General features: G+C 42.6%; 16 protein-coding genes. 8 read left to right on the top strand and 8 right to left on the bottom strand.

Going from position 1 to position 13,707, the window contains the following annotated elements:
• The 3 genes from ACN6MV_RS04085 to ACN6MV_RS04075 form a co-directional block, all read right to left on the bottom strand.
• Window positions 1-1,311, bottom strand: a complete 1,311-nt coding sequence (locus ACN6MV_RS04085) for a cytosine permease (protein ID WP_076120104.1) — start codon at window positions 1,309-1,311, stop codon at window positions 1-3.
• Between the two features lie 37 nt (window positions 1,312-1,348).
• A complete protein-coding gene (locus ACN6MV_RS04080) occupies window positions 1,349-1,939 on the bottom strand; it encodes a TetR/AcrR family transcriptional regulator (protein WP_231574030.1) in 591 nt (196 codons plus the stop codon).
• A 184-nt stretch (window positions 1,940-2,123) separates the two neighbouring features.
• Window positions 2,124-2,573 carry a VOC family protein gene (locus ACN6MV_RS04075; protein ID WP_042124178.1) on the bottom strand — a complete coding sequence of 150 codons (450 nt, stop codon included), beginning with the start codon at window positions 2,571-2,573 and terminating at the stop codon, window positions 2,124-2,126.
• A gap of 97 nt (window positions 2,574-2,670) precedes the next feature.
• Here ACN6MV_RS04075 and ACN6MV_RS04070 point away from each other — a divergent pair, with 97 nt between their 5' ends.
• Window positions 2,671-3,609, top strand: coding sequence for a helix-turn-helix transcriptional regulator (locus ACN6MV_RS04070; RefSeq protein WP_419885770.1), 939 nt, complete (start codon window positions 2,671-2,673; stop codon window positions 3,607-3,609).
• Between the two features lie 48 nt (window positions 3,610-3,657).
• Here ACN6MV_RS04070 and ACN6MV_RS04065 read toward each other — a convergent pair whose 3' ends face one another.
• Complete coding sequence (locus ACN6MV_RS04065) at window positions 3,658-4,095, bottom strand: Lrp/AsnC family transcriptional regulator (protein WP_042124175.1); 438 nt, start codon at window positions 4,093-4,095, stop codon at window positions 3,658-3,660.
• 138 nt (window positions 4,096-4,233) lie between these two features.
• Between ACN6MV_RS04065 and ACN6MV_RS04060 the strand changes: the two genes are divergently transcribed.
• The 3 genes from ACN6MV_RS04060 (at window position 4,234) to ACN6MV_RS04050 (ending at window position 6,727) form a co-directional block, all read left to right on the top strand.
• Window positions 4,234-4,806: a beta-class carbonic anhydrase gene (locus tag ACN6MV_RS04060; protein WP_375104789.1), complete on the top strand. Its 573-nt coding sequence runs from the start codon at window positions 4,234-4,236 to the stop codon at window positions 4,804-4,806.
• Window positions 4,807-4,865: 59 nt separating this feature from the next.
• Window positions 4,866-5,309, top strand: coding sequence for a cyanase (gene cynS / locus ACN6MV_RS04055; RefSeq protein WP_042124170.1), 444 nt, complete (start codon window positions 4,866-4,868; stop codon window positions 5,307-5,309).
• A 104-nt stretch (window positions 5,310-5,413) separates the two neighbouring features.
• Window positions 5,414-6,727, top strand: coding sequence for a purine/pyrimidine permease (locus ACN6MV_RS04050; protein ID WP_042124168.1), 1,314 nt, complete (start codon window positions 5,414-5,416; stop codon window positions 6,725-6,727).
• A 2-nt stretch (window positions 6,728-6,729) separates the two neighbouring features.
• Here ACN6MV_RS04050 and ACN6MV_RS04045 read toward each other — a convergent pair whose 3' ends face one another.
• Window positions 6,730-7,404 (bottom strand): MarR family transcriptional regulator, encoded by a 675-nt coding sequence (locus ACN6MV_RS04045; RefSeq protein ID WP_231574029.1) that lies wholly within the window; start codon window positions 7,402-7,404, stop codon window positions 6,730-6,732.
• 168 nt (window positions 7,405-7,572) lie between these two features.
• Here ACN6MV_RS04045 and ACN6MV_RS04040 point away from each other — a divergent pair, with 168 nt between their 5' ends.
• The gene (locus ACN6MV_RS04040; RefSeq protein WP_042124164.1) at window positions 7,573-8,196 is read left to right on the top strand and encodes an NAD(P)H-dependent oxidoreductase; all 624 of its coding nucleotides are present in this window, start codon (window positions 7,573-7,575) and stop codon (window positions 8,194-8,196) included.
• Between the two features lies 1 nt (window position 8,197).
• Here the strand turns inward: ACN6MV_RS04040 and ACN6MV_RS04035 are convergent, their stop codons facing one another.
• From ACN6MV_RS04035 to lpdA, 3 genes are read right to left on the bottom strand one after another with little or no spacing between them, the layout of a single operon-like run.
• Entirely contained in the window at window positions 8,198-9,358 is a 1,161-nt protein-coding gene (locus tag ACN6MV_RS04035) for an ABC transporter permease (RefSeq protein ID WP_042124163.1), read from the bottom strand.
• Window positions 9,342-9,974 (bottom strand): HlyD family efflux transporter periplasmic adaptor subunit, encoded by a 633-nt coding sequence (locus tag ACN6MV_RS04030; RefSeq protein ID WP_042124161.1) that lies wholly within the window; start codon window positions 9,972-9,974, stop codon window positions 9,342-9,344. The genes ACN6MV_RS04035 and ACN6MV_RS04030 overlap by 17 nt, the downstream gene beginning before the upstream one ends.
• On the bottom strand, window positions 9,971-11,365 hold the full coding sequence (lpdA, locus tag ACN6MV_RS04025; protein ID WP_419885769.1) for a dihydrolipoyl dehydrogenase: 1,395 nt from the start codon (window positions 11,363-11,365) through the stop codon (window positions 9,971-9,973). The genes ACN6MV_RS04030 and lpdA overlap by 4 nt, the downstream gene beginning before the upstream one ends.
• Before the next feature lie 195 nt (window positions 11,366-11,560).
• On the opposite strand from lpdA, the gene ACN6MV_RS04020 reads away from it, so the two are divergent.
• From ACN6MV_RS04020 to ACN6MV_RS04010, 3 genes are all read left to right on the top strand, one after another.
• Window positions 11,561-12,127, top strand: coding sequence for a TetR/AcrR family transcriptional regulator (locus tag ACN6MV_RS04020; RefSeq protein WP_042124157.1), 567 nt, complete (start codon window positions 11,561-11,563; stop codon window positions 12,125-12,127).
• Window positions 12,128-12,210: 83 nt separating this feature from the next.
• Window positions 12,211-13,203 (top strand): DUF4003 family protein, encoded by a 993-nt coding sequence (locus ACN6MV_RS04015; protein WP_076300281.1) that lies wholly within the window; start codon window positions 12,211-12,213, stop codon window positions 13,201-13,203.
• Between the two features lie 20 nt (window positions 13,204-13,223).
• The gene (locus ACN6MV_RS04010; protein ID WP_375104785.1) at window positions 13,224-13,682 is read left to right on the top strand and encodes a GNAT family N-acetyltransferase; all 459 of its coding nucleotides are present in this window, start codon (window positions 13,224-13,226) and stop codon (window positions 13,680-13,682) included.
• Window positions 13,683-13,707: the final 25 nt, after the last annotated feature.

Genomic DNA, 13,707 nt, shown 5'->3' with positions numbered 1-13,707 from the left:
TTATCCCTTCTTGGTCATGATTTTTCCGACAATCCATTGCACTATAAAGGCGAACATAAATGCATCCAATGCCGGTACGCTTGTGATTTGGAACCACCCGAATCCATCTGGCGCTGCGGTGGTCATAAAAGCGAATAACGTAGCTGCGACCCATACCGCTAAGGAGCGAATCACCCAGTTTTTATTGCGGTCCAGACCATCAAAAGTGAATTTTTTTCGATCTACAAGCAAAAATTCGGACGTGTAGATCCCCCCGATTGGAGAGACAAACACCGTAATAATATTTAGGAAAGATAAAAACTTATCATAGATACCAAATACGGCAAGCAACGTAGCAAAGATACCTGCCACAATAGTAATTAGCTTTTTCGGAACCTTTTGGAACACGACAGAGAACCCTAGCGAAGCAGAATATAAATTGTTCGTGTTTGTCGTCCATTGGGCAAGGGTTAAGACGATAATGGCTGGAAGCCCAAGTCCTAACGCAATGAAAATATTCGTCAGATCATCTGTGTCCATAATTCGAGATAGGAAAATAGCTACAATCGTCATGAAGCTGTTACCCACAAAGAAGCCGATAAAGGCCGCGGTTATAGCATGCTTTGGTGTGCGTGCCCAACGAGCGATATCCGGTGAAAGCACCGTGCCGACAATAAAGATACCAATAACAAGCGAGATCGCTGTTCCCATCGGGATCGCTGCTCCGCTAATCGGCTCCCAAACGGCTGAGGCTCCTTTGGTGTGGAACGCGGAATAAATAGCCACTCCGATAAACAAAATAAGCAACGGTACGGACCAGGTGCTTAGTCGTTCAATAGATTGATAGCCCCAAATAGCTGTCGACATCATCAAAAGCCCGCCTATGAATGAAAGCACCCCTAAGGACAAATGGATATCCCATAATTGACTAAAAGCAGTCTGCATATTTGAAGCGAAGAACCCGACCTGCACCCCGAACCAACCGAGTGAGAAAATACCGAGGATAACCGCTACGACACGTGCACCCATATTTCCGAATAGAAACCTAGAGATCATCGATGTCGATAACCCTGTTTTCGCCCCTACATACGCACATAACGCTCCGATCACCCCAAGGATTAACGAACCGATTATTGTTGCTGTGAGTGAATCCGTCAGATTCATTCCATTGCCAAGCTGAGCACCCAGGAACATCGCTGATAGGTCAATTCCGATGGCGATCCAGACGAGAGACATAGACAGCCATTTTTTACGCAAATGCGCTGGAACCGGCTCTCTCTCAAAATCCCCCGAGCTAAGCTCGTTTCCCTTTACTTCACTTACTTCTGCCATTCTCCCCATCCCCCTGTTGTTATCTTCTTCTGTAGCTCTATGAGGACGCACCCTTCCAATACATTTCAAACGCATGGTTCAGCTTACGCTCATATATTCCCTTAGAAGTGTAATAGAAGTATTGCATGCTTAAACCATCCATCAAGTTGAGAAAAGCATCGACGAGAAGCTCCACGGATTGGTCGCGAATTACACCCTCTTCCATCCCTTTCGAGATGAATTGTTCAATAATCTTCGTCAGCATCGCATCCGACTCTAGGAATGCTTCCTCAATCGTCTCCTTCAAGAATGCCGGCGGGAAGACCACATATCTCAGTACAATTTTGCCTGCTTCAGGACTCTGTTGATAAAATTGATATTGTCTGTCTAAAATCCCACGTAGACTTTCCTGCGCACTCAGTACTTTCTGTTCTTCCGACAGCTCCTGAATATAAGTGTTATAAGACAACATCGCCTCACGAAAGACCGTCATAAACAAATCCTCTTTATTCTCAAAAAAGGCATAGATCGCCGGAGTCTTCACGCCTACTTCCTTAGCAATTTCAGAGAGGGCTGTACCCTCGTACCCCTTCTCTCCGAATAGTCTCATCGCCACTTCTTTCAGCTTGTTTCTGGTCAAGACATTCACACCCTTACTTAATTAACGTTAATTAAAAAATACTATACATCTTTATGCATAAAAATTCAATGCTTTTTCAGAAAGAACAACAGCAAATGAATGAAAAAAGCTGACCAATATCAGGACAATTCCTGAATTATGGTCAGCTGGATAGTGAACTTGTTTTACTTTCAATGCAAAAAGCGTCCTCGGGTTAATGTAATCTTTCATCAAACATTAATTGAATTTGAATACCGAATGGGTCTTCAATAATCCCATAGGCTTTGCTAAATACATTGCTAGATAAGGGAACTATGACTTTTACTCGAGCATCTGTGATTAAGCTACTATAGAAGTGTTCAATTTCCTCTACATCAGCACTTTGGATACATAATGAAGTATTATTCCCCACTCTATATGCTTCACTCGGATTCATGGTTTCTTCTGCGATCATTAGTTTGGTTCTGCCGATTAACAAAACAGAGTGAGTAATATACTCCTTATTTTCATCCGTAAGCTGTATGGAGCTGTCACGTTCTGCGAGTTGTTGATAGGTAACACGTAACAATTCCTCTGCATTAAAATGCTTTTTGTAAAATTCTATAGCTTCCTTTGCGCTTCCGTTCATCGATAAGAAAATAGCTACTTCTAGTGTTGTACTCATCGTATAAATCTCCTTTGTTGATTTGATATGTGACCTTGAACTTATTATCATATAAAAAGGTATCAAAACATGACACCTTAAAAAGGGGCTTTTTATTATGAAGAAATCAGAACGATTAAATGACATGATGAGATACTTAAACGGGCGAGAGTTTTTTAATCTAAGTGACCTTATGGAGAAATACAATATTTCAAAAAGTACAGCGCTGCGTGATATTACTTCATTAGAACAATTAGGGATGCCTATTTATTCAGAACACGGCAGACACGGACGTTATGGTATTTTAAAAAATAGATTGTTATCCCCTATTATTTTCACGATAGATGAAGTGTATGCACTGTACTTTGCTATGCTGACGCTAGAATCTTATCAATCTACACCTTTTCATTTAAGTGTTAACAAGCTAAACGAAAAGTTCGAGCACTGTCTTTCAAATATACAAATCGAGCAGATTCATAAAATGAAAAGAGTTCTACAATTCGAAATGTATCAGCATAAGCATGTCAGTCGTTTTTTAGATAAAATTCTAGCAAGTATTCTAAATGAATGTGCCTGTAACATTGAATACACAAAAAATAACCAGACAAAAAGCTACCCTGTACAATTCTTCAGAATTTCCGCGAAGTTTGGTCAATGGTATGCTACTGGAATAGAGTTAAATACGAATACCTATAGGGTGTTTAGATGTGATCGAATAACCTTCATCGAAGAAGAGGAAGGCACAGCCCGCTATTCTATAGAAGAACTTCTTAGTCGTTCCTTAGAATTTTATCAATCCGAGCACAGTATTCACTTTGAAGTTGAGATTGCGGAGCAAGCCAAAGATATTTTTTATAAAGAGCATTATCCCTCTATGAAAATAGAAGCTGGCCAGAAAACAATCATAAAGGGATTCTATAATCCAGGCGAAGAAGAATTTCTAGCTAATTATTTCATGCGTTATGGTCAATATGTTAGAGCAGTGAAGCCTGAAGCCTTGAAACAAATGATTCAGGATAGAATAGAGAATCTCTTACATCATTTTCAAAAATTATAAATTGGACAAAGAAAAGAGGGGTCTACGCCCCTCTTTTTTTTGTATGGATTAAGATTTTATTTTTCCGATGGATAGGCTCACTCGGTAATTCCCATGATTCAAAAGTTGAGCCAGAAATGCCTCAAGCTCCTCGTTAGAAGCAAAATGTCCAGTTAACACATAACATCCTTCTCCGCTAATTCGATGCACTTCGGTAATAGCATCCTCTGCCATCACGAACTTCTGGAATAAAGGATGATTGGCTGATTCCACAAAAAATGTAATAAAGGCTGTGATAGACAGACCTAGCTTTGCTTTATTAGTAACGATCGTATATTGCTCGATAACTCCCAAATCTTCTAAACGCCTAATGCGATTTCCGACCGCTTGGCCGGTCATATGTATCTTTTGGCCAATGTCCTTCCACTGAATTCTGGAGTTTTCTTTTAGTAATGCTAGTATCGCAAAATCGATATGATCAAAAATAAAAATCAATCCTTTCGTCATGAAAGCAAACGGACATATAGCGTTTCGCCAACTTATTCAGCATTTAAGCATGAATATCTATACTTAGTTATATCCTGATTCACTAGTTAGTAGCCATTGAAACAGTGATAACTAAAACACTTCAAAGGAGGCCCAAGAATGCTATTACAAGAAATTTTGGAGTATAACGATCAGTTCGTAGAAGACAAGGAGTATCTACCTTATGAGGGAACGAAATTCCCTAAAAAACGCATGATTGTCGTAACGTGCATGGATGCTCGACTTATTGAGCTGCTGCCTAAAGCCCTAAATATACACAATGGGGATGCCAAAGTCATCAAAACAGCAGGTGGAACGATTACCCATGCATTTGGAAGCATCATGCGCAGTATCGTAACGGCTGTCTACGAACTGAATGCGGAAGAAATTTATATCATCGGTCACCACAATTGTGGCATGAGTCAAAGTAACCCTGAAGGAACACTTCAAAAAATAATGGATCGCGGAGTCGCTACACCAGAAATTCTTTCTTCACTTGAATATGCAGGTATCGATCTTCATAAATGGTTGTTCGGCTTTACGAATGTCGTAGATTCGATTAAAGGAAACATAGATCTGGTGCGTAATCATCCGCTCATTCCGAAAGAGGTAGCTGTTCATGGTCTGGTGATAGCACCAGACACTGGTAAACTCGATCTGATTGTAAATGGATATGAACAAATAAACAAATAACAGGCCACGACAAGCACTAAGCGATACTCATTATACTAAACTAAAGGGAGCAATGAAATATGAATAGAAAAGAAGCGACACAACAGATATTGGACGCTAAATTTGCAAAAGGATTAACTTGGGGCGAAATCGCAAAGGAAAGCGAGCATTCAGAGAGCTGGGTTGTAACTGCACTGTTGGGTCAAGCAACAATGACACGTAATGAAGCAGATAAAATGGGGGAATTGCTTGAACTCGACGAACAAGTCGTTCAAGCGCTCACACAAATCCCACACCGTGGCGATGTCATCGATATGCCGCCTACAGATCCAGGATTGTATCGCCTATACGAAATGCTGCTTGTATACGGTCCAACGATTAGAGAACTTGTTTTGGAGAAGCTTGGCGAAGGTATCATGAGCGCAATCGATTTCCAATTCGACGTACAAAAGCAAGAAGATCCGAACGGTGACCGCATCATTCTGACGATGAACGGAAAGTTTTTGCCATATCGCAAATGGTAATAGATTAAGAAGCGAGCCAGCCACCTTTTAACGATTTCACATCGAAAGGTGGCTTTCTTTTTCCGTATAGATTGTATAGTTAACAATAGTAAAGGTGAGTTGATATGGAGAACAAACGTGTTACTGATAGTCTCAGCACTGTACAATGGTTCATTTTTTTGCTAGCCAATGCAGTGGCTCTGCCCATTGTCATTGGAGGTATTTTTCAATTGTCGTTTGAACAAATTTCAACTTTAATGCAGCGGACATTTTTCGTTGTAGGAATCAGTTCATTTATTCAGGGATGGTTAGGACATAAATACCCTATTGCAGATGGTCCTGCGGGATCATGGGTAAGTATCTTTGTCATATTAGGCAACTTAGCCTTCATTCAAGGGCAAGATCAAATGTATACATTACAAATTCTAGAAGGAGGATTAATCGTAGCCGGTCTTCTTCTCTTCGTATTAGGAACTACAGGGCTAGTTTATAGGCTTCAATTTTTATTCACACCCTTAGTTTCGGGTTCATTTTTATTCATTCTCGCCTTGCAATTAAGCGGTGTATTAGTCAAAGGCATGCTTGGGTTACAGGGAACAAGCGCCGAACCAGATGTTATGGCAGCACTCATATCCTTTTTTATTTTTGGACTTGTTATTATTCTCTCTATTAAAGGAAGAGGATGGATTAGTAGTTACGCCGTACTGATTGGAATCGGCTTGGGTTCGGCATTATTTGCAGCATTGGGGAAAGTGGGCCCAACATTTACAGATTCAAATCCCGTCTTGAAGTTCCCTCAAATTTTTGCTTGGGGAGTACCTCAATTCGATCTAGGGATCGTGATTACCTCACTGTTGTTTACGTTTTTGTTAGTATCCAATACAATTTCTTCTATTTCCGCTGTAAAACAAGTAGTTCCGGTTTTACCGAAAGATGAAAAAACAGCATTAAGTAGAGGGATTTGGACAGGAGGGATCTCTCATATACTAGCCGCCCTATTCTCAACGATAGGCGTTGTTCCATTGCCAGCCTCGGCGGGCTTTATGAAATTAACGGGGCAAAAGCGAATTCGGCCATTTCTTATGGCCTGTCTGTTACTAACCGTTATCGCGCTTATGCCGTCCGTTGTCAATGTGCTATCGTTACTTCCAGCGCCAGTAGCCAGTGCAGCACTTCTAGCTACTTTTGTACAAATCGTAGGGATTGCATTCCAATCCTTGCTACAGGAACAGCTTGATCATCGCCGATTAACGATACTAGGAATAACGTTGTTGGTGAGCATCGGACTTATGTTTTTACCTCCAGCGGTATTTCAGAGTCTTCCTTCCACATTTCGATATATTTGCAGTAATGGTCTGCTTGTCGGCACTATACTGGCCATGCTTTTAGAGCAATTGTGGAAGGGTGAAAAGAAAATAAGCCATTATCGCAAATTATGAAACTACTCAAAAGAGGTAAAAAACACATCTTGAAGAATGGCCTTAGCTTTCTTAAGATTGCGTGTATCCAGTTGGTTAAGCATGTCTACGATTTGACTCATTTCATCGATTTCCATTGCCTCAAGAGATTCTCCAGCATTTAATGGTTCTTCTTCAGCAACCGATTCCGAATGAACCCATGATGCTTCCAAAGTATCCTCGAATGCTTGGATCAGAAATAACAATTCATCTGTGTTATATCTTTGTAGAAACCGATTTATCCCTTTATTCATCTCCTTATGTAGTGCTTGATGCAAATCGAATATTTCTTTTCCAAGAGGTGTTGTAAGAAACAGCACTTCTTTTTTATTATCGGGGAGAAACTCCGTGCGAATCATTTCCTGCAGAACTAATTTTCTAGTGATTTTGGACACGCTGCCTTTCGGAATTCCGAAATGCTTCGAAATGGTAGTGCCATTCACCGGTTCAAGCTGTCCAATTGCATCTATTACATGCAGGGTCATGACTGTGGAGTCTTTGAGGAAATCAATGATAAGGGGATTACTACAGTTCTGAATCAACCATTCCTTCTCTTCATCATCCTCCGATTGAAATCGCTTTTGTAATTGTGGAATCATTTCTATCAATTTTTTTATCAAAATATCCTTATTAGGTAAGTTCTCGAAAGAATGCGTCACTGTTAAGTCTCCTCGTAAATTCATCTTATGATCATTTTAACAAGATACAGATCATAAATAAAGTTTCCTAGAAATAATATTGACAACAAGGAAACTTAAAACGTATTATTGTTTCCATAGTCATTATTTAATTTCTGAGAAACAATAAATCGTAAAGAAGGTATTTATATGAATGTCCTGATTATTTTTGATCATCCATATGGAGCAACAGCGTCCGAGAATGTCCCCCATCAGCGAAGCTATTCCGCGGCCTTACTAGCTTCCGTTATGCGAGGTCTTACCACCAAAGGCCATACGATTGATCTTATCGATTTGCATGCCGATGAATTTAATCCAGTCATGTCTTGCGAAGAACTTGCTGCTTGGCGACAAAAGAAAACCATCGACCCTCTAGTCGCCAATTATCAGCAGCGTCTTATAGCAGCGGATCATATTGTCTTCATATTCCCTATATGGTGGGAAGCCATGCCCGCTCTTACCAAAGGCTTTCTTGATAAGGTATTCGCTAAAGGCATTGTCTACGAAGAAATTAAACCTGGACGGCCCTTCAAATGCTTACTGCCGAATATTAAAGGAGTATCCCTGCTGACTGTTATGAATACTCCTGACTTCTTTTATCGCTGGATTTTTGGCAACCCCATCACCAAGATTCTGTTCAGAGGGACCTTCCGCAAAATGGGAATACGTAAGAATCTCCGTTGGTATAATTATGCCGGAATGTCAGATCGCAGCTTAGAAGAACGGGTGAAGCATCTTAATAAAACAGAACGACGTTTTGCACGACTAGGGTAAATTAAATTACTGAAGCTGAAACGGATGTCGAGAGCTGAACCTCGGGTTTCTTCGCCTCCCGAAGCACCAGCAATCCAATGAATAAGGATGCAACACCAATAATGATCAGCAGTGCCCCCAGCTCCTGACTGTAGGCTGTTAGCGCCCCATTCCGAAAAGCCATCCCGCGTATGAGGCGATTCAGCCAATTCATCGGTAATGCCCAAGCGGAAATTTGAAAAAACTCCGGAAACGCAAGTGGACTCAGTTGGATTCCAGTAGCAAGAAATGACGGATACAATACGAAATTGGTTCGTAAATTAACTTTGGATACGTCTTTGGCAGTATAACCAATCAACAGGCCCATGAGAGACAAGGCAAAGGCATACACAAACAGCGGAAGAATGAACAGATAAGGCTCCGCTACAAAGCGCATTCCCCCCACCTGTTTTAATAAGCCATAACACAGGAGCAGCGAGATAGTGGTCAAAACAGCGTATGGTAGACTACGAACCCAAATCTGCCAAGGAGAGTTCCCGTTTGCAAAGAGTTTCCCCTCCTGACGCAAGCGAGGGACAATTGAACCCGCTGCGCTTGTTGTAATCATCAGCACCACAATATTTACAAATCCAAGCACCATAAAGCCTACGTAACTCGTGGTCGGATTAAACAGCATCCGCTGCTGAAGGGACAATGGAGAAATAATCCCTTTAGAGGTTTCTGCGTCCATTCCTTTCTGAACCAGACGGGTCATCGAAAGCGTCATATTTTCCGTCTGGATGACTTCCTGAATCGCAGTTCGTATACCGGTTAGCCCTGAGGGCATTGTGTTATCCATTAATATGCCGAGATTCGTTGATAACCCCTGCTGCTGACGCAGCTCCAACTCTTTAGGAAGCATGATGACCGCGACTGCCTGCTCATTTGCCAGTAATGTTTCTGGATCCAGGGGACTGGCGTACACATTAGTTACTTTCATATAAGGAGAAGCATTTATTTTAGAGATCAGCTGTCGTGAATACGAACTGTGATCCTCATCAATGACTACAACATGCGATTCGCTGATTTGATTCTTTGAGAACATCAAGCCGAAGAACAGAGCTGCGATTAACGGGCCGATAAAAATCAAGCGTAAATACTTACTGCCCGTTACGTACTTCCACTCATCAATCAGTGATTTCATCGAGCTTCACCTCCGCAGTCATCCCCGGGAGCAAATCAGCATTCGCATCCATAGCTACACGGACAAGAAACATGCTTAAATCGGCTTGCCCTTTTTCACGTGACATGCGTAGGCTGGCAAATTGAGGAGCGACTGCGATGGAAGCAATTACACCCGTCACCTCCTCTGGGTGCTCCAAATACGGAAAATGAACGCTAATGCTTTGATTCACCTCTAGCTTTTGGATTTCACTTTCCTGTATGTAGAGGTCTGTATAAAAGTTGTTTTTCTGCAATATCGCCATTGGCATTCCTTGCTGTATTTGATCTCCCGGCTTTACAATAATCCTGTTGACCGATCCGTCCTCTGGCGCGAGTACATCTGTTTCTCCTTCTTCAGCGGATTTAACCTTGAACAATACCTCTCCCTGTTTTATAGAATCACCTACAGCCACACCGACCTCTATAATTGACCCTGGACTGTTCTGATACAATAGGGTCTTTTGCTCCGCATCTAGAATCCCTTGCTTCCTGCTCTCAGCCTGACTGACAGCATCCTTTCCTTTTACAGCAAGAAGCGCCCCACCAACGATCAACACAATAGCAATTCCGATATACAAACCTGCTTTTATTTTCATTTTCCACTCTCTCCCATTCTCATTTTCCTAACTGCATTTTCGGCAGCCTCCATAATTACTTCTCCCAATGTGGGATGAGGGTGAATGGTCATCGCCAAGTCCTCCACAGTTGCACCCATCTCAATAGCAAGGGCAAGCTCCGACACAAGTGTAGATGCTTCTACTCCAACAATTTGGGCGCCAATAACGATTCCAGAGTTCGGGTCCGCTACAATTTTGACGAAGCCCTCAGTTTCTCTCAAAGCCAAGGCTCTCCCGTTAATCCCAAAGGAGGATTTGCCGATAACGACCGGAATTCCTTTTGACTTTGCTTCCGTTTCACTTAAGCCAACACTGGCCAGCTCTGGATCAGAAAATACAACAAGCGGAATGGCTCTATAATCAACCTCGGAGGAGAGACCAGCAATAGCTTCTGCCGCAATCTTGGCTTCGTAAGATGCCTTGTGAGCAAGGGCAGGACCCGACGTAATATCCCCAATTGCAAAAATATTCGGAATAGCCGTTCTGCACTGTTCATCTGTCTCAATCAATCCCCTGCTCGTCACTGGCAAGCCTATACGGTCCAGCCCTAAATTGCCGTCTGTATTTGGTTTTCGGCCTATAGTGACTAACACATATTCCGCTGTCACATACTGCTCTTCCTGATTTTTTAAATAATGCAGTGTAATGGCATCCGCACTCTGCACTACGTTCACAGCTGTCGCTCCGGTAATCATCTTAATCCCATCAGCTTTCAACTGCCTTCCAACAGGGCTCACAAGCTCCGGCTCAAATCCAGGCAGCACTTGTTCTCCTCCCTCCAGTATCGTTACTTTTGTTCCGAATTTGGCATACATTTGCCCCAGTTCAACACCTATATATCCCCCGCCTATAACTACTAGGCTTGTTGGAACCTCTGGCAGCGCCAAAGCTTCTGTGGAAGACAAAACACGTCCGCCAACCGGAAAGACTTGCAGCTCAATCGGACGAGAGCCTGTGGCCAGGATGACATTTTTAAATGAAAGAGTCTGCTCCTGCCCACACTGACTGATAATCGCCGTATGCTCATCAAGCAATCTAGCCTCTCCTACCAGAATGATTACACCTGCCGTCTTTAATAAATAGCTGACTCCTCCTGCCTGCTTATTCACAATTCCCTGCTTGAAATCCTGAGCATTCTTAAATGACACTGCCGCATCTGCAGAGCTGAACGCTCTAAGCAACTCATAACGATGGGATTCAGCAATTAATGCTTTGGAGGGAATACACCCAACATTTGTACAGACCCCACCTAACTGATCGCGTTCAACTATTGCCGTCTTCATCCCAAGCTGTGCAGATCGCAGCGCCGCCACATACCCTCCCGGACCTGATCCAATGACCAATGTTTCTACGGATTCAAGTTTATTCATCTCCCGACACCTCCTGTTTAGCTATCTCAAAATATGATGACCGCAATATATTATAATCATCATATTTTAAAACCGTCAACAACCTTGTTTATCCTTTCATAAGCTAGATGTGCTCAGAAACGCTAAATTGACAGGCTTTATTATGATGATTATAATATTTTAGAAGTAGAATTATGATGCTGTGGAGTGATTACAATGCCCTATCCCAAAGGCCATAAAATAAAAGTACGGAATAAAATTGTTGAAAGTGCTGCCCAGGCTTTTCGCACCCATGGAATTCATGATGTAAGTGTTCCCTTCATTATGAAAGGAGCCGGATTGACGCATGGAGGCTTCTATTCACATTTTGACAACAAAGAACAGCTGGTCGCCGAAGCCTGCCGATATGCCATCAGCGATACCATCGCACTTCTGCAGAAGGTTGCGGATCAGGAAGACCAGAACCCCAAAATCAATGCGGTCATTGACTATTATTTAAGTCCGTATCACCGCGACAAAACCGAGATGGGCTGCATTATTCCTGCCCTTTCTACCGAATTAGCCCACTCTTCCGAGGATGTTCGGCAGGTATTCACACAGGAGCTAGAGCGGATGATTGATTTTATCTCTACTCTGGCTGGCATCGACACGTCCAAAGGTAGCGCACTGTTCAGTACTATGGTTGGCTCTCTTATTCTTGCACGGACTGTAAATAATCCTGAATTGAGCGACAACCTCCTCTCTGCAGGCAAGCAGTCTGCCAAAAAGCTAGTTATGAACTAATTTTGATTTTGAGCCACAAATGAATCCTCCTCCAAATTTCTTCGTAGTAATATGAAATAAAAGGTAACTGAGGGGTGTATCCAATGAACGAGCAGTATGCAGCAAGGGTTGAATTGTTCGCAGAGAACGCACAGAGGATCAAAAAGGCTTTTCCTTGGCATAATGCAATGGTTAGCCGTTTGGCGGGGTTACTGTACACAGCAGAGAATAAAAGTGCAGATGAGGATGCGATTCGTGCGAGCCACGAGCTTATTAAAGAAAATACCGGAATGTTTTCTTCGTTTAGGGGGAATTCGGCAATCAGTATTGCTACTATGCTCTCTCTTTCTGCTGATAAGGAACAACAGCTGGCAAACACGCTAACCGTGTATGACTTATTGAAGGACGTCAAATTTAGAGCCTCTGATTATCTCGTCGTTGCCGCTTATCAAATCGCCGCTAATACGACAACAGATCAGTATCAGCGTACGGTTGAACGCGCAAAGATGTTTTACGATAGTATGAAAGCGAAGCACCGTTTCCTTACCGGACATGATGATTACATCTTTTCTGCCATGCTCGGCCTTTCCGATATCGACGTGGACAGCGGCATCGACCGGATGGAGCAGCTTTACACTACACTAAAACCTGAATTTATGTCGGGGAACAGTGTCCAAGCTCTGACACAGGTACTGGTTCTTGGAAAAGAAGCTTCTGAAGCAGCGGATCGTGTACTGGCATTACGAGATGCGTTCCGTGCACATGGCATCCGGTTAGATAAGGAATATACCCTTTCTTCGCTGGGCGTGCTTACTTTGCTCTCCTCCAACAATAAGGACATGGTTACGGAAGTCTCAGAGACCTTCGAATTACTGCGTACTAAAAAAGGCTTTGGCAGCTGGTCCATTGTAAAGCAGGAATTGCTACTGCTGTCAGCTGCGCTGGTAGCGTTCAAATATGTAGAGGATGTGCAAAGCGGCATTGTAACCTCGATGCTTTCCACCAGCATCACTAATATTGTGATCGCACAGCAGGCTGCTCTTGCTGGGGCTGCGGCTGCGTCGGCTGCGGCTGCAGCTTCATCTTCTTCGAATTAAGTGGAAATGCGAGGGAAGACATGGACTCGATACAACCAATCACCAATAGAAATGAAGAATGTTTATATCGTCTACTGAATATTTGGGAATCATCCGTACGGCATACGCATCAATTTTTGTCTGAACAGGACATTGATGCGTTGCGTCCACTGGTTCTACAGGGGTTGGAGCATATAAATCATCTACTTACTTTTATAGATGAGCATGACCAATCCCTTGGCTTCATAGGGGTTCAGGATAACAAGATTGAAATGCTGTTCGTAGAACCTGCTGCTATGGGAAAAGGCATCGGTAAATCGCTCGTTGCTTATGCCATACAGACACTAGACGTACACTACGTCGATGTAAATGAACAAAATCCGCAGGCCTTAGGTTTCTATGAGCACATGGGTTTTGAGGTTTTTGAGCGTTCTGCACTGGATGAGCAAGGTAATCCATTTCCTATCTTGCATATGGAGTTATCGATCGACTCACGTTAGAAGATTGCGTCGCCTCTCAAATCAA

The sequence above is a fragment of the Paenibacillus sp. B-A-8 genome (assembly GCF_048572915.1).
Taxonomy (GTDB): domain Bacteria; phylum Bacillota; class Bacilli; order Paenibacillales; family Paenibacillaceae; genus Paenibacillus_AQ.
This window is presented reverse-complemented; position numbering and strand designations above follow the sequence as displayed.